The organism is Amycolatopsis sp. Poz14, from assembly GCF_006704225.1.
Taxonomy (GTDB): Bacteria; Actinomycetota; Actinomycetes; order Mycobacteriales; family Pseudonocardiaceae; genus Amycolatopsis; species Amycolatopsis nivea.
The window spans coordinates 8693675-8712615 of sequence record NZ_JACLHD010000001.1 but is presented as its reverse complement, the minus strand read 5'-3'; the positions used below and the strand labels follow the sequence as shown (position 1 = coordinate 8712615).

At 69.0% G+C, this 18941-nt stretch carries 17 protein-coding genes; 12 read left to right on the top strand and 5 right to left on the bottom strand.

Going from position 1 to position 18941, the window contains the following annotated elements; genetic code table 11:
• Positions 1–126: 126 nt before the first annotated feature.
• The 10 genes from FKO37_RS40525 to FKO37_RS40480 all read left to right on the top strand — a co-directional run bounded on the left by FKO37_RS40525 (position 127) and on the right by FKO37_RS40480 (position 12523).
• Positions 127–651, top strand: coding sequence for a (2Fe-2S)-binding protein (locus FKO37_RS40525; RefSeq protein ID WP_134665451.1), 525 nt, complete (start codon positions 127–129; stop codon positions 649–651).
• On the top strand, positions 651–3089 hold the full coding sequence (locus tag FKO37_RS40520) for a xanthine dehydrogenase family protein molybdopterin-binding subunit (protein WP_238607855.1): 2439 nt from the start codon (positions 651–653) through the stop codon (positions 3087–3089). The genes FKO37_RS40525 and FKO37_RS40520 overlap by 1 nt, the downstream gene beginning before the upstream one ends.
• Positions 3086–3940, top strand: a complete 855-nt coding sequence (locus tag FKO37_RS40515; protein WP_037810193.1) for a xanthine dehydrogenase family protein subunit M — start codon at positions 3086–3088, stop codon at positions 3938–3940. Before FKO37_RS40520 ends, FKO37_RS40515 begins: the two co-directional genes overlap by 4 nt.
• 133 nt (positions 3941–4073) lie before the next feature.
• Positions 4074–4775 (top strand): SRPBCC family protein, encoded by a 702-nt coding sequence (locus tag FKO37_RS40510; protein WP_238607854.1) that lies wholly within the window; start codon positions 4074–4076, stop codon positions 4773–4775.
• 221 nt (positions 4776–4996) lie between these two features.
• A complete protein-coding gene (locus tag FKO37_RS40505; protein ID WP_037810195.1) occupies positions 4997–6211 on the top strand; it encodes a diguanylate cyclase in 1215 nt (404 codons plus the stop codon).
• A 38-nt stretch (positions 6212–6249) separates the two neighbouring features.
• Positions 6250–7305: an NAD(P)-binding domain-containing protein gene (locus FKO37_RS40500; protein WP_134727878.1), complete on the top strand. Its 1056-nt coding sequence runs from the start codon at positions 6250–6252 to the stop codon at positions 7303–7305.
• Between the two features lie 502 nt (positions 7306–7807).
• A complete protein-coding gene (locus tag FKO37_RS40495) occupies positions 7808–9451 on the top strand; it encodes a discoidin domain-containing protein (RefSeq protein ID WP_238607853.1) in 1644 nt (547 codons plus the stop codon).
• A 9-nt stretch (positions 9452–9460) separates the two neighbouring features.
• The gene (locus FKO37_RS40490) at positions 9461–10696 is read left to right on the top strand and encodes an MFS transporter (RefSeq protein WP_037810198.1); all 1236 of its coding nucleotides are present in this window, start codon (positions 9461–9463) and stop codon (positions 10694–10696) included.
• A complete protein-coding gene (locus tag FKO37_RS40485) occupies positions 10693–11637 on the top strand; it encodes a PD40 domain-containing protein (RefSeq protein ID WP_134665445.1) in 945 nt (314 codons plus the stop codon). The genes FKO37_RS40490 and FKO37_RS40485 overlap by 4 nt, the downstream gene beginning before the upstream one ends.
• Before the next feature lie 67 nt (positions 11638–11704).
• Entirely contained in the window at positions 11705–12523 is an 819-nt protein-coding gene (locus FKO37_RS40480) for an alpha/beta fold hydrolase (RefSeq protein WP_037810202.1), read from the top strand.
• Position 12524: 1 nt separating this feature from the next.
• On the opposite strand, the gene FKO37_RS40475 is transcribed toward FKO37_RS40480, so the two are convergent.
• From FKO37_RS40475 to FKO37_RS40460, 4 genes are read right to left on the bottom strand one after another with little or no spacing between them, the layout of a single operon-like run.
• Complete coding sequence (locus FKO37_RS40475) at positions 12525–13295, bottom strand: ATP-binding cassette domain-containing protein (RefSeq protein WP_238607852.1); 771 nt, start codon at positions 13293–13295, stop codon at positions 12525–12527.
• Complete coding sequence (locus FKO37_RS40470; protein WP_037810205.1) at positions 13292–14320, bottom strand: ABC transporter permease; 1029 nt, start codon at positions 14318–14320, stop codon at positions 13292–13294. Before FKO37_RS40470 ends, FKO37_RS40475 begins: the two co-directional genes overlap by 4 nt.
• The gene (locus FKO37_RS40465; RefSeq protein WP_037810206.1) at positions 14317–15318 is read right to left on the bottom strand and encodes a sugar ABC transporter substrate-binding protein; all 1002 of its coding nucleotides are present in this window, start codon (positions 15316–15318) and stop codon (positions 14317–14319) included. The genes FKO37_RS40470 and FKO37_RS40465 overlap by 4 nt, the downstream gene beginning before the upstream one ends.
• Positions 15319–15347: 29 nt before the next feature.
• Positions 15348–16220, bottom strand: a complete 873-nt coding sequence (locus tag FKO37_RS40460; protein ID WP_238607851.1) for a sugar phosphate isomerase/epimerase — start codon at positions 16218–16220, stop codon at positions 15348–15350.
• 100 nt (positions 16221–16320) lie between these two features.
• Between FKO37_RS40460 and FKO37_RS40455 the strand changes: the two genes are divergently transcribed.
• A complete protein-coding gene (locus FKO37_RS40455; protein ID WP_238607850.1) occupies positions 16321–17331 on the top strand; it encodes a LacI family DNA-binding transcriptional regulator in 1011 nt (336 codons plus the stop codon).
• Positions 17328–18329: a Gfo/Idh/MocA family oxidoreductase gene (locus FKO37_RS40450; RefSeq protein WP_238607849.1), complete on the top strand. Its 1002-nt coding sequence runs from the start codon at positions 17328–17330 to the stop codon at positions 18327–18329. Before FKO37_RS40455 ends, FKO37_RS40450 begins: the two co-directional genes overlap by 4 nt.
• Before the next feature lies 1 nt (position 18330).
• Here FKO37_RS40450 and FKO37_RS40445 read toward each other — a convergent pair whose 3' ends face one another.
• Positions 18331–18927: a TetR/AcrR family transcriptional regulator gene (locus FKO37_RS40445; RefSeq protein ID WP_238607848.1), complete on the bottom strand. Its 597-nt coding sequence runs from the start codon at positions 18925–18927 to the stop codon at positions 18331–18333.
• Positions 18928–18941 lie beyond the last annotated feature (14 nt).

Genomic DNA, 18941 nt, shown 5'->3' with positions numbered 1-18941 from the left:
CTTGTCCGCGCGCGAAAGGCGTAGCACGCTCCCCTGTGAGGCCGATCACGATCGCGCCTTGGCCGTTCCCGAACCGGCCCGCCGCCTCCGCCGGGGCTGGCGGGCATTTGCACTTGGAGGCCTTTGATGCGCATCACCGTCACTGTCGACGGCACGAAATACACCGATGACGTCGAGCCGCGCACCCTGCTCGTCCACTACTTACGGGAACGCGTCGGGAAGGTGGGCACCGTCGTCGGGTGCGACACCAGCAACTGCGGCGCGTGCACCGTCCATCTCGACGGGCACAGCGTGAAATCCTGTTCCGTTCTCGCCGTGCAGGCCGACGGATGCGAGGTCACCACCGTCGAGGGGCTGGCTCGCGACGGGCAACTGCACCCGGTCCAGCAGGCTTTCCACGACAACCACGCCCTGCAGTGCGGGTTCTGCACGCCGGGCATGATCATGCAGTCGATCGACCTGCTGGCGGACAACCCGGACCCCGACGAGCAGGCCGTTCGCGAGGGGCTCGAGGGCAATCTTTGCCGCTGCACCGGCTACCAGAACATCGTGAAGGCGGTGCGCGACGCCGCGAAGCACATGAGTCCCGGTGCGGGGCCCGACGCCGAGAAGATCGATCAACCCAACCACGTCGGCGTGGGTGGTGAATGATGACTGCCACGATCGAGCCTGAGGTAGGGAAGTCCCGGCGCCGCAAGGAAGACGAGCGGCTGATCACCGGGCGCACCCGGTGGACGGACAACATCGCGTTGCCGGGGATGCTGCATCTCGCGGTGCTGCGGAGTCCGCTGGCACACGCCAAGATCGTTTCGATCGACACGTCCGCGGCCAAGGAATCCGCTGGTGTCGTCGCCGTTTACACCGCCGCCGACCTCGATCCCGAGGGTGCCATCGGCATGCCGTGCGCGTGGCCGATCACGCCGGACATGGCTGCGCCGCGGCGTCCGGTGCTGGCCTCGGACCGGGTGAATTTCGCCGGCGAGGGCGTGGCGGTGGTGGTCGCTCGATCGGCCGCGGAGGCGCATGACGCGCTCGAGGCGATCGAGGTCGAGTACGAAGACCTGCCGCCGGTCCTCGACCTGGAAGCGGCGCTCGCCGAAGACGCGCCGCTCGTGCACGAGGAATTGGGCAGCAACAAGAACGCGCTCTGGGTCTTCGACTCGGCCGAGGCCGGGACCGGCGGGAATGTCGAGGAAGCACTGTCCTCTTCGGAGGTCGTGCTGAAACGGCGGTTCCGCCAGCAGCGGCTGGTGCCCGCGTTCATGGAGCCGCGCGCGTGCGTGGTCGACCCGACCGGCGCGCAGCTGACCATGTGGTCGGCCACCCAGGTGCCGCACATCCTGCGCGTGATGTCCGCGCTGACGCTCGGCATCCCCGAGCACAAGCTGCGCGTGATCGCGCCGGACGTCGGCGGCGGGTTCGGCGGCAAGATCGGCGTGCTGCCCGAGGAAATGATGGCCGTGCTGGTCGCGAACAAGCTCGGCAAGCCGGTGAAGTGGAACGAAACCCGGTCCGAGACGATGCTCGCCGCGCACCACGGCCGCGACCAGATCCAGGACATCACGATCTCGGCGAAGGCCGACGGGACGGTCACCGGGCTCAAGGTCGAACTGCTCGCCAACCTCGGCGCGTACAACGGCCTGGTCGGGCCGGGCGTGCCGATCCTCGGCGCGTTCATGTTCAACGCGATCTACAAGATCCCGGCCTACCACTTCGCCTGCACCAACGTGTTCACCACGACCACGCTCACCGACGCCTACCGCGGCGCGGGCCGTCCGGAGGCGACGTTCGCGATCGAGCGGATCATGGACGAGCTGGCCGACGAGCTGGGCATGGACCCGGTGGAGCTGCGCGAAAAGAACTGGATCAAGCACGAGGAATTCCCGTTCACCACGGTCTGCGGGCTCACCTACGACTCCGGCAACTACGAGGCCGCGACCGAGAAGGCGAAGGAGCTCTTCGGCTACGACGCGCTGCGCCGCGAGCAGAAGGAACGCCGCGAGGCGAACGACCCGGTGCAACTCGGCATCGGGATCTCGACGTTCACCGAGATGTGCGGGCTCGCGCCGTCGCGGGTGCTGGGTTCGCTCGACTACGGCGCCGGCGGCTGGGAGTACGCGTCGCTGCGGATGTTGCCGACCGGCAAGGTCGAGGTCACGACGGGTGCGTCGGCGCACGGTCAGGGGCACGAGACGGCGTGGAGCCAGATCGTGGCCGACCAGCTCGGGGTGTCCTTCGAGGACGTCGAGGTGCTGCACGGCGACACGCAGTCCTCGCACAAGGGCCTCGACACCTACGGTTCGCGTTCGCTGGTCGTCGGCGGTATCGCGATCGTGAAGGCGGCGGAGAAGGTGGTCGCGAAGGCGAAGCCGATCGCCGCGCACCTCCTCGAGTGTTCCGAGGACGACCTCGAGTTCTCCGGCGGCAAGTTCACCGTGAAGGGCACGGATTCGTCGACGACGATCCAGGACATCGCGCTCGCCGTGTTCGCCGCGCACAACCTGCCGGACGGCGTCGAACCGTCGCTCGATTCCGACGCCACCTTCGACCCGGAGAACTTCTCCTTCCCGCACGGCACCCACTTGTGCGCGGCCGAAGTGGACACGGAAACGGGCCAGGTGAAACTGCGTTCGTACGTCTGCGTGGACGACGTCGGCAAGGTGGTCAACCCGCTGATCGTGGAAGGACAGGTCCACGGCGGGCTCGCGCAGGGCATCGCGCAGGCGCTGTTCGAGGAGGCCGTGCACGACGAGAGCGGCACGCTCACCACCGGCACGTTCGCCGACTACCTGCTGCCCTCGGCGGCTGACCTGCCGTCGTTCACCACGGACCGCACGGAAACGCCGTCGACCACGAACCCGTTGGGAGCCAAGGGAGTCGGCGAGGCGGGCACGATCGCCTCGACGCCGGCCGTGGTCAACGCGGTGGTCGACGCGGTGCGCCAGTTCGGGGTGAACGACATCGAAATGCCGCTCACGCCGATGCGCGTGTGGAACGCGGTGCGCCACGGCACCGCCAATGCCGGCGGACCCGGCGGCGAGGCCGGCGGCGGCCTCGGTTCGATCGACGCCTCCGGAGGTGCCCAGTGATCCCGGCTCCGTTCGACTACGTCGCTCCGTCCACGGTGGACGAAGCCGTGCAGGCGCTCGCCGCGGCGGGCGAGGACGCCAAGGTGCTGGCGGGCGGGCAAAGCCTGCTGCCGGTGCTGCGGATGCGCCTGGCCGCGCCGACCACGCTGGTCGACCTCGGGAAAGTCGCCGAAATGCGCGGAGTGCGCGAGGACGGCGACGCGCTCGTGGTCGGGGCGATGACGACGCATTACGAGGTCCAGCGCGACCCGTTGATCGCCGAGCACGCCGCGCTGGTGAAGGAGGCGACCGACACGGTCGCGGATCCGCAGGTGCGGCACCGCGGCACGTTCGGCGGCGCGATCGCGCACGCGGACCCGGCGGGCGACCTGCTGGCCCCGGTGCTCGCGCTGGACGGCGAGCTGGTGCTGGCCGGGCCGAACGGGCGGCGCACGGTGTCCGCGGCGGAGTTCTTCCAGGACTACTTCACCACCGCGCTGGCCCCGGACGAACTGCTCGTCGAGGTGCGGCTGCCCAAGCACACCGGCTGGCGGGCGCACTACGAGAAATTCAACCGGGTCGCCCAGGCCTGGTCGATGTGCGCGGTGGCGGCCACCGTGCGCACCGAGGGCGGCGTGATCGAGGAAGCCCGGGTGGCGCTCACCAACATGGGCGCGACCCCCGTCCGGGCGACCGGCGTGGAGCAGGCGTTGCTCGGCGCGCAGGCCAACGCGGACACGATCCGGGCGGCCGCCGCGCACGCGGCCGAGGGCACCAACCCGGTCGCGGACGGCAATTCCGACGTCGAATACCGCCAGCACCTCGCGCGGGTGCTGACCGGGCGTGCCGTCGCGGCGGCGGTGGGCGCCTGAGCTGACCGGGACGTGAAGGACTCCTTGGGGGACTCTGATTCCCCAAGGAGTCCTTCACGGACCGCTTCGCGGGAGACGGCCGTAAGGTGGACGGCAACGGCTCGAAGCAGTGTGCAGGAGAGGAGGTCGGCCCGTGCGGCTCGACCACGAATTCACCGTCCCCGCCCCGATCGGGGAGGTCTGGCAGGCCGTCATCGACCCGGAGCGCGTCGCCCCGTGCATGCCGGGCGCCTCGCTCACCAAGGTGGAGGGGGACACCTTCGCGGGCACGGTGAAGGTCAAGCTGGGGCCGATTTCGCTGCTGTACAAGGGAACCGGCGAGTTCCTGGAGAAGGATGAGGCGGCGCGCAAGGTCGTCATCAAGGCGTCCGGCAAGGACTCCCGCGGCGGCGGCACGGCGGCCGCGACGGTCACCCTCACGCTCACCGAGCGCGACGGCGGCACGCACGGCGCGGTGGCCACCGACCTGGCGATCACCGGACGTCCGGCGCAGTTCGGCCGCGGCCTGATCTCCGAGGTGGGCGGCAAGATCCTCGACACGTTCGCGGGGAACCTCGCGGCGTCGCTGGAGACCCCCGCCGAGTCGGCTCCCGCGGCGAAGCCGGAGGAGAAGGCCGAAGAGAAGCCCGCGGAAAAGCCCGCGGCCGAGCCGGTCGCCGACGAAAAGCCGCATCTGCGGAGCGTTCCGGCGGGCGGTTCGACCGGCGAGACCGAGGCGATCGACCTGCTCGACTACGCGGGCCAGTCCGTCGCGAAGCGGCTGGCTCCGGTGGCCGCGGGCGCGGTCGTGCTGCTGATCGTGCTGGCCATCGTGCGGAAGCTGCGCCGTCGCTGATCCACTCGGGAAGTTACCCGCCCGCTCTACCCAGAGCGTGCCCGGTGGGCAGTTCGCGAAGGAGTTTTCGCTCGGTTCGGCTAGCTGCGGAGCGGACCCGCTACCCTGGGCAACTTCCGTAGGCCGAATTTCGCGTGGGGGCGCCCGTGACCCAGGCACCTGTCCCCATCGGGGTGCGCGGCGCGGTGACGTCCTGGAGAGGCTGGCCGCCGCGCTGGGCGATGTGGGCGGTCGCGCGGCGGCGATGGATCGGCTACGCGATGGCGTGCGAGGCCCTCGCCGTGGCGCTCACGGCGACGGGCCTCGCGACCGGGTTCGGCGGGCCGGTGCAGTTCAGTTCGTTCGGCGTCCTCGTCGGGCTGGGCATCGCGCAGGCCGAGATGTCGCGCCGGATCGAGCGGCTGCGGCGGTGGATGAGCGGCCAGACGCACATCAACGTCACGTCCGTCTGGTACCTCGCCGGTGCGTTCCTGCTTCCGCCAGCGTGGGTCGCGTTGCTGGCGTTGGTGCTGTACCTGCATCTGTGGCTGCGAGTGTGGCGACACGTGCGTACGCGGCCCGCGCATCGCTTCGCGGCCAGTACCGCGTGGGCGATGCTGTCGTGCTTCGCGGCATCTGCGGTGCTGACCATCGGCGGTCTGGATCAAGCGCGGCTCGACACCGCGTACGGCGTCCTCGCGCTCGTACTGGCAGCAGCCGCCTTTGAACTGGTGAACGTCGTGCTCGTAGCGACGGGCATCTACCTGTACACGAACAGCCGCTCGCCCGCGGACCTCATCGGCACCTGGGAGGACAACGCCTTCGAGTTGGCGACGCTGTGTCTCGGCGGGCTCGCTGCGCTGGCGTTCGTGCATCAGCCGGTGCTGGTGGTGTTCGTGCTGCCGCCGTTGCTGTTGCTGCACCGCTATCTCCTGCTGAAGCAGCAGTTGCAGGTGGCGGTCGTGACCGACGAGAAGACCGGGCTGCTCAACACCGCGGGCTGGCACGAGCTGGCGACCCGGGAATTCACCCGGGCCCGGCGACGCGGGACCGGCAGCGGGTTCGCCGTGCTGATGATCGATCTCGACCACTTCAAGCGCATCAACGACACGTACGGGCACCTCACCGGCGACGAGGTGCTGGCCGCGGTGGCCGTGGCGATCGAGGCTTCGGTGCGGCAAAGCGACACCGTCGGCCGGTTCGGCGGCGAGGAATTCGTGGTCCTGCTGCCCGCGACCGGCGGCACTGACGTGCTCGGGATCGCCGAACGGGTGCGGGTCGCGGTGGGGGAGCTGACCGTCGCGGTGGGAGGTCCGCTGCGGATCAGCGGACTCTCCGTGTCCGTCGGGGTCGCGTGTTATCCGCAGGCGGGCAACACGCTCGACGAGGTGCTCCGGTCGGCCGACGCCGCGCTGTACCGGGCGAAAGACGGCGGCCGGAACCGGGTCGCGGTCTGAGCCGGAAATACCGGGCGCGGACAATTGTTGAACGTTGTATGAGCACTGCGGATCACGAGACCGACGTCGTGGTGATCGGGGCCGGACAGGCCGGACTGTCGGCGGCGTATCACCTGCGCCGGGCCGGGTTCGCGAACGAACGCGGGTTCGTCGTGCTCGACCACGGCAAACGCGCGGGCGGGGCGTGGCAGTACCGGTGGCCGTCGCTGGTGGTCGGGAAGGTGCACGGGATCCACGACCTGCCGGGGATGGCGTTCGGGACCCCGGATCCGGCGCGCCCGGCGAGCGAGGCCGTGTCGGAGTACTTCGGGCGCTTCGAGAAGACGTATGACCTGCCGGTGCATCGCCCGGTCGACGTGACCGCGGTGCGGCGCGCGGGGGAGCGGCTGGTGGTCGAATCGCCCGCGGAGACGTGGGCGGCGCGTGCGGTGATCAGCGCGACCGGGACGTGGGACCGGCCGTTCTGGCCGCGTTATCCCGGCACCTTCGCCGGACGGCAGCTGCACACGGCGGATTACCGCGGCGCGGAGGAATTTCGCGGCCAGCGCGTGGTGGTCGTGGGCGGCGGGACGTCGGCGGTGCAGTTGCTGATGGAGATCGGTCCGGTCGCCCGTTCGACGGTGTGGGTGACGCGGCGTCCGCCGGTGTGGCGCGAGGAAGAGTTCAGCGAGGACTGGGGACGGATGGCGGTGGCGAAGGTCGACCAGCGGGTGCGGGCCGGGCTGCCGCCGGAGAGCGTGGTGAGCGTGACGGACCTGCCGGTGACGCCGCAGGTGCTCGCGGGCCGGGCGGCGGGATATCTGGACCGGCGGCCGATGTTCTCGCGCTTGGTCGCCGACGGCGTCGTCTGGGAGGACGGCAGTTTCGAGCCCGCGGACATGATCCTGTGGGCGACCGGGTTCCGGGCTTCGATCGACCACCTGGCTCCGCTGCATCTGCGGACTCCCGGCGGCGGGATCCGGATGGACGGGACTCGCGTGGTCGCGGAACCGCGGCTGCATCTGGTCGGGTACGGGCCCTCGGCGAGCACGGTGGGGGCGAACCGGGCCGGACGCGCCGCGGTGCAGGAAGTGCGGCGGCTGCTCCAGCACTGACGGTCCGTGAAGGGCTCCTTGAGGGAATCTAGGTACGTGAGGGGCTCCTTCACGGCGTGCGGGAGGGCCGTGAGGGCCACCCTGAGGGAATCTGATTCCCTGAGGGTTCCCCTCACGTACGTTCACCGGGGTCACACGGGCCCGGGCAGCCACGCCTCAACCGCACCCGCAACCTCGCCTTAAGTTCCTGGCATGGGGAATCAGAGCCAATGAGGGTGGCCCTCACGGCAGGCTCGGCGGCATGCGATGCGCAGGCGGCGCAGCGGGCGGGTTTCCTCCAGATTTGCGTCCCGCAAGGAGTCCTTCACGGCACTTCCCCGGACGGGAGCGGGACGTTCCGCTGATCGGGCGGTCTTGATCGTTTCACGTCCGTTCCGGGCTTGTCGGGGGAAACCGGGCCCGCTACTCTGCCGTTTTAGTTAGGAAACTTTCTTAACGCAACGAGACGCCGCAGAACCGTAACGCCGCCGCCCTGTTCCCGTCCGGCCCGAAGGAGTGCGACGTGTCCTCGTCCCGTGTCCGAAGTCTCGCCCGGTTCGCCTTGCCGGCGGCCGCGGTGGTGCTGCTGCCCACCGCGGTCTCGCCCGCGCGCGACGCCAGCGCCGCTGCCGCCGATGTGCTGCTGTCCCAAGGAAAACCCGTCAGCACGTCCACGCTCGAGACGTCCACGTTGAGCGGCGAGAACGCCGTCGACGGGAATCTCAAGACCCGCTGGGCCAGTGCGGTCAGCGCCGACGCCCAGTGGCTGCGCGTCGACCTCGGGCAGGCCGCCACGATCCACCGGGTCAAGCTGAACTGGGAAGCGGCCTACGCCAAGAAGTACCGCATCGAGATCTCCGACGACGGCGAGAACTTCAAGTCGATCGCGACGATCACCAGCGGCGACGGCGGCACCGACGACCTCACCGGGTTGTCCGGGCACGGCCGGTTCCTGCGCTTCGTCGGCACCGAGCGCGCCACGAAGTACGGCTACTCCCTGTGGGAGCTTCAGGCGTACGGCACGCCGGACTCGTCCGGTGACACTCAGGCGCCCACCGCTCCGTCGAACCTCGCCGCGGGCGAGATCGGCTCGAACAGCGTCGGGCTGACCTGGGCCGCTGCGACGGACAACGTCGGCGTCAGCGGGTACGAAGTGCTGCGGGACGGCAAGTCCATCGCTACCAGCACGAGCACGTCCTACACCGACAACGGCCTCTCGCCGGACACCGACTACACCTACACCGTCCGCGCGAAGGACGCCGCTGGCAACGCGTCACCGGCCAGCAGCGCGGTCAAGGTGCACACCAAGCCGGGGACCGCGGGCAACACGTTCGTCCTCGCCGCGGCCGGCGACATCGCCGAACAGTGCACCGCCAGCAGCTCCAGCTGCATCCACCCGAAGACCGCGAAGCTCGTCCAGTCGATGAACCCCGCCGCGGTGATCACCATGGGCGACAACCAGTACGACGCCGAGGACACCGGTCTGACGCTGCAGAACTTCAAGGACTACTACGACAAGACCTGGGGCAAGTTCAAGAGCATCACGCACCCGATCCCGGGCAACCACGAGACCTACGACGACAACAAGCCGTTCGAGGCCTACGAGCAGTACTTCGGCAAGATCGCCACGCCGAACGGGAAGCGGTACTACAGCTGGGAAATGGGCAACTGGCACTTCATCGCCCTCGACTCCAACGGCTTCGTCGACGACAAGGACGGCGGCGAGCTCAAGGACACCGACCAGATGAACTGGATCAAGCAGGATCTGGCGAAGAACACCAAGGGCTGCGTCGCGGCGTACTACCACCACCCGCGGTGGAGCTCGGGCGACCACGGCGACCAGCGCGGTTCCAAGCAGCTGTGGGACCTGTTCGCGCAGAACAAGGTTGACCTGATCCTCAACGGCCACGACCACCACTACGAGCGGTTCGTGCCGCAGGACGCGAGCGGCAAGGCGAACCCGGCCGGCCCGGTCGAGATCATCGGCGGCATGGGCGGGGCGAACCCGTACCCGGTCCACTCCGCGCATCCGACCACGGCGAAGCTGCTGAAGGACACCTTCGGCGTGCTAAAGCTGACGATGACCGACAACACCTTCTCCGAGCAGCTGATCGGTCTCGACGGCAAGGTCCAGGACAGCAGCCCGACCTACACCTGCCACAACTAGGGGCCGGTCATGTACATCGCGACAAGCCGTAGTTCGGACGTCGCGGCGGGCACCGACCGGAAGGCCGGCCTGCGCCGGGTGTCGGCGAACGTCGTCGCACTCGGCGCGGTCAGCCTGGTCACCGACATCTCCTCGGAGATGGTGACCGCGGTGCTCCCGCTGTATCTGGTGCTCGGCCTCGGGCTGAACCCGCTGCAGTTCGGCCTGCTCGACGGGCTTTACGCGGGAGCCACCGCCGTGGTCCGCGTGCTCGGCGGGCATCTGGCCGACCGGTGGCGGCGGCTCAAGGCGGTCGCCGGGTTCGGCTACGGCTTGTCCGCGGTGTGCAAGCTCGGCCTGGTCGCGGCCGGTTCGTCGGTCGCGGCGATCGGCGTGGTGCTCGCCGCCGACCGGACCGGCAAGGGGCTGCGCACCGCCCCGCGCGACGCGTTGATCTCGCTCAGCAGCGAGCCCGACACTCTCGGCCGGTCGTTCGGCGTGCACCGCGCGATGGACACCGTCGGCGCGTTCCTCGGCCCGCTGGTCGCGATGGCCGTGCTCGCTCTGAGCCTCGGCAGTTACACGTCGGTGTTCTTCACCAGTTTCTGCATCGCGGGGATCGCGGTCATGCTGCTGGTGTTGTTCGTCCGGGACCACAAGCAGGAAATCGCCGACCGGGCCGCGGTGTCCGTGCGGGCGGCGTTCGGGCTGTTGCGCGAGCGGGGTTTCCGCCGCGTCGCGATCTGGGCGGCGCTGCTGGGGTTCGTGACGCTCGGCGATTCCTTTGTGTACCTGGTGCTTCAGCGGCGCTGGGACGTCGCGGCGACGTTCTTCCCGTTGCTGCCGCTCGGCACCGCCGGGGTGTACCTGGTGCTGGCGGTCCCGCTGGGCAAGCTGGCCGACCGGATCGGGCGCTGGCCGGTGTTCCTCGGCGGGCACGTCGCGCTCGTCGCCGCGTTGATCGCGTTGTGCGGGCCGGTTTCCGGGTTCTGGCTCGCGGCGCTTGCGTTGGGCCTGCACGGCGTGTTCTACGCGGCTACCGACGGGGTGCTCATGGCCGCGGCCGGACCGTTGGTGCCCGCTGACCTCCGGGCGACCGGCCTCGCGGTGGTCCAAACTGGACAGGCCGCCGCCCGGATGCTTTCGTCAGTCCTCTTCGGACTCGCCTGGACGTTGTGGGATCTGCAGCCCGCAGTTCTTGTGGCGGCCGGAGCTCTCGCTGTCGTGGCGCTCGGCGCCGCTTTCGCAAGGCCGGTGCGCAAATGAAAAAGGTTCTTCTCGCCGTCGTCGGAACTGTGGTGCTCGCGGCTGCCGCGGTGGTTTACACCGTTGCCGCGCGGCCCAGTCCGGCTGAACCCGCGAAAGTGGAGCACCTTTCGCTCGCGCCGGGGCAGTTGTTCTTTCGTAGCACTAAAACGGGCAACGTCGGCGTTGTTCCGCTCGCGAATCCTGGTGCCGCGCCGAAGTTCAGCGATCTGAAGTGCGACCGGTTCGCCGTGTCCGCGTCGACGGGGATGTGCCTCGCCGTGCGGCCCGGCACCTTGCCCGCGGTCAGCGATTTCAGCATCCTCGACCGGAATTTCGCCACTACGCACAAGGATTACCTGCCGGGGACGCCGAGCCGCGCGCGCGTTTCGCCGGACGGCAAGCGGGTGTACTGGACGGTGTTCGTCACCGGCGATTCCTATGCCGCCACCGGGTTTTCGACGCGCGCCGGGATTTACCAGCTGGACAACGGCGAACTGGAGAAGACGATCGAGGAGTTGCCGGTCCTGGTCGACGGGAAGCGGTACTTCTCCTCGGACGTCAACTACTGGGGCATCACGTTCAGCAAGGACGGCAAGCGGTTCTACTCGACACTGGGCACCAAGGGCAAGACGTATCTGATCGAAGGCGACTACGACACCTACCGCGGTAAAGCGCTGCGGGAAAACGTGGAATGCCCGTCGCTGTCGCCGGACGAGACGCGGATCGCGTTCAAGAAGAAGGTCGGCGAGGGCGTCTGGCGGCTGTCCGTGCTCGACCTCAAGACGATGCGGGAGACCGCGCTCGCGGAGACTCGCAGCGTCGACGACCAGGCGCTTTGGCAGGACGACCACACGATCCTCTACGGACTGGACAACGCCGTGTGGTCGGTGCCCGCGGACGGGTCCGGAGCCCCGCGCAAGCTGGTCTCCGACGCCGCGTCGCCGGCCGTCACCCACTGATTCGACATCTCTTTACGTCGTATAGTACCCTCGCGTCCGGTGATACTTTACGACGTAAAGAGATGAGATGGCTGAAGCGACTCTGCACGACGGAACGCGGATCGAAGCGCAGGTGCACGGGGACGGGCCGGTGCTGCTGCTCCCGGTCGACCCCCGGCCGGCGGAAGGACCGGAGGCCGAGGCGGCCCGGCAGTGGGGCGCCGATCCGGAGCTGGGCCGTTCGCTGATCGAGGGATTCGCCGGGTTCCGGGTGGTGGCCTTCGACTACCAGGGGCACCGGATGGCGCATCCGGCCGAGCTGACGCCGGACGCGGTCGCGGCGGACTTCCTCGCCGTGGCAGATGCGGTCGGGGCGGCGCGGTTCTCCTATTACGGGTATTCGTGGCTGGCGCTTTCCGGGTTGCAGCTGGCCTTGCGGACGGATCGGCTGGACGCGCTGGTGATGGGCGGGTATCCGCCGCTGGACGGGCCGTATGCGGCCATGCTCGCGGTGACGCGGGCGACGCACGAGATGGCGCTCGCCGGGCCTACTGCTGAAACCAAAGGCGAGCCGGGGGACTGGGATTCGGTGGACGTCACGTTGTCCACCGGGCAGACGAAGCAGTTCGTGACGCTTTATGAGGCATTGCGGGATTTCGACGACCGGGCGATCGAGCTGTCCTGCCCGCGGTTGTGCTTCGCGGGTTCGGAGGACCGGATCGTGTACAGCGAACGGTGGGGCGGGGTAACCGTCGACATCGCCGGGCCGCTGCTGCGCGAGCGCGCCGAACTGGAGGCGCGCGGGTGGACCGTCGAGGTGCTCGACGGCCTGGACCACATGAGCGCGATGCAGGCGGCCGCGGTGCTGCCGGTGGTGCGGCCGTGGCTGGAGAAAGCGGTCTCGTGAGCTATTGCCGCAGCTCGTGTTCCAGCGCCTCCAATTCCGCGCCACCGGCCATCTGCCGCGTCAGCTCGGGCAGCTCGATCTCCGACTTCTCGTAAGACCCGAGCGCCGTGCCGCGTTTGAGCAGCAGGAAGCGGTCGGCTACCGGGTACGCGTGGTGCGGATTGTGCGTGATCAGGACGACGCCCAGGCCTCGGTCGCGGGCCTGGGCCACGTACTTCAGCACCACCCCGGCCTGCTTCACGCCCAGCGCGGCCGTCGGCTCGTCCAGGATCAGCACCTTCGCGCCGAAGTGGATGGCCCGGGCGACCGCGACGCACTGCCGTTCGCCGCCGGACAGCGTGCCGACTGGCTGCTCGACGTCGCGCAGGTCGATGCCGAGGTCGGCGAGGGCCTTCTTGGTCAGCTCCCGGCCTTTGCGCCGGTCCAGGGCGCGGAACGGGCCGAACCCGACGGTCGGCTCGGAGCCGAGGAAGAAATTGCGCCACACGCTCATCAACGGCACCACCGCGAGGTCCTGGTACACCGTGGCGATCCCGCGGTCTAGCGCTTCCCGCGGCGAGGCGAACCGCACCGGTGCGCCTTCGACGAGGAACTCGCCTTCGTCGTGCTGGTGCACCCCGGCGAGGATCTTGATCAAAGTGGACTTTCCCGCGCCGTTGTCGCCCAGCACGCAGGTGACCTCGCCCGCGTTGACCACAGTGGACACTTCGCGCAGCGCGACCACGGTGCCGTAACGCTTGCCGACGTCCTTGACTTCGAGGAGAGCGTTCATCGCCGGACCCTTTCCGCGCGCCGCCGCAGAGCGTTGTTGACCAGGACCGCCGCCAGCAGCATGATCCCGAGGAACAGCATGAACCAGTCGTTGTCCCAGCCGGCGAACACGATGCCCTGGCGTGCCATGCCGAAGATCAGCGCGCCGATCGCCGCGCCGACGGCCGAGCCGAACCCGCCGGTCAGCAGGCAGCCGCCGATCACCGCGGCGATGATGTACTGGAATTCCAGCCCGATGCCCTGATTCGCCTGGACGCTCGCGAACCGCAGGATGTTGATCGACCCGACCAGCCAGCCGGCCAGCGCGGTGCCCATGAACAGCAGGATTTTCGTGCGCACCACCGGAACGCCGACCGAGCGGGCGCTCGTGGCGGAACCGCCGACCGCGAAGATCCAGTTGCCGAAGCGCGTCCGGACCAGCAGCCACGCGGCCACCGCGATCGCGCCGAGCCACCAGACGATGGAGATCTGGAACGGGGTGCCGCCGACGTCCACAGTGGAGGCGAAGACGAAACCGGCGGACGCGTAGCCGTCGGTCGAGCGCATGCCGGAGACCTGCACGGTGCCGGTCACCAGCCGGGTGACGCCGAGGTTCAACCCTTGCAGGGCAAGGAAAGTGCCGAGCGTGACGATGAAGCTCGGCAGGCCGGTTTTCATCACCAGCCAGCCGTTGAACGCGCCGACCGCCAGTGCGAAGACCAGTGAGACGAGCAGCGCGAGCCACACGTTCCAGCCCGCTTGGGTGGCGAGGATCGCGGTGACCAGCGAGGTGGACGCGGTCATCACGCCCGCCGACAGGTCGAACTCGCCGCCGACCATCAGCAGCGACACCGCCACCGCCATGATGCCCAGCGTCGCAGCGTCGTCCAGCCAGGTCGCGGCTCCGCTCGCGCTGAAGAACTTGTCAGAGGCGAAGGTGAAGAACAGGAAGACCACGACCGCGCCGAGCAGCGCGCCGATCTCCGGGCGGATCACCAGCCGGTCGGTCAGCCGCGGCTTCTCCAGCCGTTCGTCGAGGGTCGTCATCGGGTGCCCCTTTGCACGTACTGGCCGACCTTGTCCACTGTGGATTTGTCGACCAGGTCGGGTCCGGTGAGCACCGGTTTGCCGCCGCCGACGACGTTCGCGTTGTCCCGGTACAGCTTCAGGAACTGCACCGGGAGATAGCCCTGTTCGTACTGCTGCTGGTCGACCGCGAAGAGCACGTCGCCCGCCTTGATCGCGGCCACCACGTCGGAGTTGAGGTCGAACGTGGCGACCTGCGCCTTCGAGTTCACCGATTTGATCGCGCTCACCGCACGGGCGGCGACCTGCGAGTTCAGTGTGAGGACCGCGTCGATCGAGGAATCGGTCTGGACCGCGCCGCGGATGCGGGACTCGGCGTCGGTCGGGTTGGAGATGTCCACCTGCAGCGTCTGCACGGTGCCGGCGAACCCGGTCTTCGCGCCGTCGCAGCGTTGCGCCTGCCCGACGTTCCCGGCCTCGTGGATCACGCACAACAGCTTGTGCTTGCCGAGTTCCTTGAACTTCTTCCCGGCTTCTTCACCCGCGATCGACTCGTTCTGCCCGACGTGGGTGAGCGCGCCGTACGCCGCGCTTTTGTCCTCGCCGGAGTTGATGGTGATCACCGGGATCCCCGCGCGCACCGCGGCCTCAATGGACGGACGCAGCGCCTCGGGGTTCGCCATCGACACCACGAGCCCGCCGGTTTGCTGCGCGACCGCGTTGTCGATCAGCTTCGCCTGCGCGCCCGGATCGCCGTCCGAGGTGTATTCCACTTGTACGCCAAGGTCTTTGCCCGCTTGTTCGGCGCCGTTCTTCACCACGTTCCAGAACGCGTCGCCCGCGGTGCCGTGCGTGATCACCGAGACCTTCAGCGGCCCGGACGGTGTCGGCGCGGCGGCGGGCGCGGTCGTCTTCGGTTCGGCGGCCGGACCGGTGCACGCCGCCAGCAGCAAGCCTGCGGCCAGCAGGCCCGCCACCGCGCGGCCGGAGCGCCGTGCGCGCTCCCAGCGATGGGACATCGTTGTCTCTCCTCGCTTGTTTTCCGACGTCAGCCGGTGATGGTGCGCAGGTACGAAAGGCTGGCCGCGACGTCGCGGCCGGGGCGGTCCACCGGGCTGTCGTCGCTCAGCGCGGTGTCCTGCTCCAGGACGTACCAGCCGTCGTAGCCCGCTTCCGCGACGGAACGGACCATGGCTTCGATGTCCACGTCACCCTCGCCGAGCGGCACGTAGAGACCCTTGCCGACTGCTTCGGCGTACGGGAGCTCGCCTGCCCGGACGGCGTTCGCCAGCTCGCCGCGGACGTCCTTGAGATGCAGGTGCCCGATCCGCTGGGGATGCCGCTGGGCGAGCGCGACCGGGTCAGTGCCGCCGATCAGCAGGTGGCCGGTGTCCAGGCAGAGCGGGAGATCCGAATCGGTGAGGAAGCGTTCCACCTCGGCCTCGGTCTCCACGTGCGTGCCGACATGCGGGTGCAGAACGGTTTCCAGGCCGTGTTTTGCCGCTACGTCGCGGATCTTGCCTGCCGTGCGGACCAAAGTGGACCATTCGGCGTCCGTGAGAGTGGGCCGTTCGTCGTAGCCGTCGAGGCCGGTTGCCGCGGCGAGGACGAGCATTCCACCGCCGCAAGCCGCGAAGAGCGCGGCCGAATCCTCGGCTTCGGCGACGGCCGCGTCCGGGTTTTCGTGCAGCGGCACCGCCAGGAAGCCGCCGACGAGGTCGAGCCGATGGCTTTCCAGAAGCTTCTTCAACTCGGCCGGTTCGCGCGGCAGATAGCCGGGCGGGCCCAGTTCTGTTGCGGTGACGCCCAATTCGGCCATCTCGCCGAGCACCGCCGGGGCGTCGAGCACGCGGCCCCAGCCGGGAACCTCGCAGACTCCCCACGAGATCGGGGCGGCGGCGACGCGGATCTTCGCGGTCATGGATCCCTCTCCGGTCGGGGGACACGCTCTTGATTAGAGCGCTCTAATCTTGTAGCGTCCGACCCGTCGCGTCAAGCGCTTCTCCGGGGAGGTTTTCGAAATGGGGAAGCCCACCATGGAGGACGTCGCCGCGCGAGCCGGGGTCTCGCGGGCCTTGGTGTCGCTCGTGATGCGCAACGCGCCGAACGTGTCGGCGCAGCGACGCGCGGCGGTGGTGAAAGCGGCCGAGGAGCTGGGTTATTCGCCGCACGTGATGGCGCGGTCGCTGGCGAGCCGGACGTCGACGGTGCTCGGCGTGATGGTGAACGACCTGCGCAACGCCTTCTTCGCCGACGTGGTGGAAGGGCTGGACGCGGCGGCGCAAGCGGCCGGTTTCGATCTGATCCTCAACACCGGCGGGCGGATGCCATCTCGGGAAGGCGCGGCGTTGCGCAGTCTTCTGTCGTTCCGTCCGGCTGGCGTCGTGCTGTTGTCGCCGGTGGTTCCGGCCGCTGCGATCGAGGCCGCGGCACGGCAGTGTCCGGTAGTATTGGTGTCCCGGACTTCTCGGCTGTCCACTGTGGATACCGTGAACGACGACGGCGAGACTGGTGCCGCATTGGCGGTCGAGCATCTGGTCCAGTTGGGACATCGGCGGATCGCGCATCTCGACGGCGGGGGAGCGGCCGGTGCCGCGGCCCGGCGGCGAGGGTTCCGGCAGGCGATGCGGGCGCACGGGCTGGAGCCGATCGTGGTGCGCAGCGAACACACCGATACTGCGGGCGAAAAAGCCGTGCAGGAATTGCTGTCCTCGTGCTCTCCGACCCCGACCGCACTGGTGGCGGGCAATGACTTCAACGCGGTCGGCGCGATCTCGGCGCTCGAGGAACACGGGTTGCGGGTACCGGACGACGTTTCGGTGGTCGGCTACGACAACACGTCCTTGGCTTCCCTGCGGCACATTTCATTGACCACAGTGGACCAGCCACGCGCGGAAATGGCGCGGCTGGCTTTCGACGCGCTCCTGGCGCGCATCCGCGGTGAACGCACTGAACCGGTGCGGCATCTGCTTCATCCGTCCCTGGTCGTGCGGGAGACCACGGGGCCCAACTCAGGAGAGGCGCAGCGATGAGGGTGGGACTGGCAGGAGCCGGCCGGATCGGCGCCGCGCACGCGGAAACGCTCGCGGGATTCGACGAGGTCACGTCGGTGGTCGTCGCGGACGTGGATCCCGCGCGCGCCCAGTCGGTCGCCGCTCGGCTCGATGTCGAGGCGGCCGACGGAATCGACGCGCTGTTCCGGGCTGGTCTCGACGGCCTGGTCATCGCGGCGGCCACGGACGCGCATCCGGAATTGATCATCCAAGCGGTCGACGCGCGGGTGCCGGTGTTCTGCGAGAAGCCGGTGGCCGCGGACATCCCCGGCACGCTCGCGGTGATCGACCGGATCGCGGACTCGGACGTCCCGGTGCAGATCGGCTTCCAGCGCCGGTTCGACGCGGGCTACCAGGCCGCGCGGGCCGCGGTGGAGAGCGGCGAACTGGGCTGGCTGCACAGTGTCCGGGCGACCACTTTGGACCCGGCGCCGCCGCCCGCCGCGTATATCGCGCATTCCGGCGGTCTGTTCCGGGACTGCGGGGTGCACGACTTCGACATCCTCCGATGGGTGACCGGCCGGGAGGTCGAGGAGGTGTTTGCCTTGGGGCGCAACAAAGGCGAGCAGTTCTTCACCGACGCTGGAGACGTCGACACCGCAGCGGTCGCGCTGACCCTCGACGACGGAACTCTCGCGACGGTCTCGCTGACGCGCTACAACGGCGCGGGCTACGACGTGCGTTTCGAGGCCCTCGGGTCGCTCGGAAATGCCGTGGTCGGCCTGGACGACCAGGCACCGCTGCGGTCGGTGGAGCCAGGCGTCGAACCGTTGCCAGGACCGGCGTATCCGGGCTTCATGGAACGCTTCCGGACGGCTTATGCCGCTGAACTGCGGACGTTCCTGGATGTTGCCGCCAGGCGGATCCCGTCGCCCGCGGGAGCGGCGGACGCGTTGGAGGCGTTCTACATCGCGGAGGCGTGCGAGGTCTCGCGGAAGGAGAACCGTCCGGTGCGGGTCGCCGAGGTGCGCCGGTAGGTCAAGCTCGCGGGCGAAGCAGCCTCTCCACCAACGTATCCACCAGATCTCCCGGTACCGCAGCCCCGGTGAGTGCACAGTAGACGATCGGTCCCAGCAGAGCGTCCATTGTGGCCTCCGGATCCAGTACCGGAGAAACCTCGCCCGCTTCGGCAGCCAGCGTCAGCATCTCGCGCTCCGCGATCTGTCGCGGCTCCAGGTAACGCTCGTGGAAGCGAGCCGCAGTCCCCACATCGTGCTGTGCTTCGGCCAGCAGGGTGAGCAGGCACTTGCCAGCCGGGTCTTCGGAGAGGAAGTGCGCGAAGTCGCGCAGGTACGCCCGGATGCTGTCGGCCGTCGGCAGTTCCGTCGGCACCGGCAGGCGTTTCTCGCTGTCCTCGATCAGCGTGTCCAGCAGAATTTCGACCTTCGACGGCCACCAGCGGTAGATCGTCTGCTTCGCGACGCCGGCCCGGCGCGCGATCGCCTCGACGGTCAGCCCGCCGAAGCCGTGCTCGACGAGCAGGTCGTCGGCGGCGTGGAGCACCGCCAGGCGAGCGGCCTCGTCGCGCCGGTTGCCGGAGCGTGCCCTGCGGGGCTGGGAATTGACTGCGGGCATACCGGGCACCTTAC

Bases quoted from the DNA above. Each gene is read 5' to 3' on its own strand.
- FKO37_RS40525 (WP_134665451.1), top strand. From the start codon at position 127: ATGCGCATCACCGTCACTGTCGACGGCACGAAATACACCGATGACGTC.
- FKO37_RS40520 (WP_238607855.1), top strand. From the start codon at position 651: ATGACTGCCACGATCGAGCCTGAGGTAGGGAAGTCCCGGCGCCGCAAG.
- FKO37_RS40505 (WP_037810195.1), top strand. From the start codon at position 4,997: ATGTGGGCGGTCGCGCGGCGGCGATGGATCGGCTACGCGATGGCGTGC.
- FKO37_RS40500 (WP_134727878.1), top strand. From the start codon at position 6,250: ATGAGCACTGCGGATCACGAGACCGACGTCGTGGTGATCGGGGCCGGA.
- FKO37_RS40490 (WP_037810198.1), top strand. From the start codon at position 9,461: ATGTACATCGCGACAAGCCGTAGTTCGGACGTCGCGGCGGGCACCGAC.
- FKO37_RS40485 (WP_134665445.1), top strand. From the start codon at position 10,693: ATGAAAAAGGTTCTTCTCGCCGTCGTCGGAACTGTGGTGCTCGCGGCT.
- FKO37_RS40480 (WP_037810202.1), top strand. From the start codon at position 11,705: ATGGCTGAAGCGACTCTGCACGACGGAACGCGGATCGAAGCGCAGGTG.
- FKO37_RS40475 (WP_238607852.1), bottom strand. From the start codon at position 13,295: ATGAACGCTCTCCTCGAAGTCAAGGACGTCGGCAAGCGTTACGGCACC.
- FKO37_RS40470 (WP_037810205.1), bottom strand. From the start codon at position 14,320: ATGACGACCCTCGACGAACGGCTGGAGAAGCCGCGGCTGACCGACCGG.
- FKO37_RS40465 (WP_037810206.1), bottom strand. From the start codon at position 15,318: ATGTCCCATCGCTGGGAGCGCGCACGGCGCTCCGGCCGCGCGGTGGCG.
- FKO37_RS40460 (WP_238607851.1), bottom strand. From the start codon at position 16,220: ATGACCGCGAAGATCCGCGTCGCCGCCGCCCCGATCTCGTGGGGAGTC.
- FKO37_RS40455 (WP_238607850.1), top strand. From the start codon at position 16,321: ATGGGGAAGCCCACCATGGAGGACGTCGCCGCGCGAGCCGGGGTCTCG.
- FKO37_RS40450 (WP_238607849.1), top strand. From the start codon at position 17,328: ATGAGGGTGGGACTGGCAGGAGCCGGCCGGATCGGCGCCGCGCACGCG.
- FKO37_RS40445 (WP_238607848.1), bottom strand. From the start codon at position 18,927: ATGCCCGCAGTCAATTCCCAGCCCCGCAGGGCACGCTCCGGCAACCGG.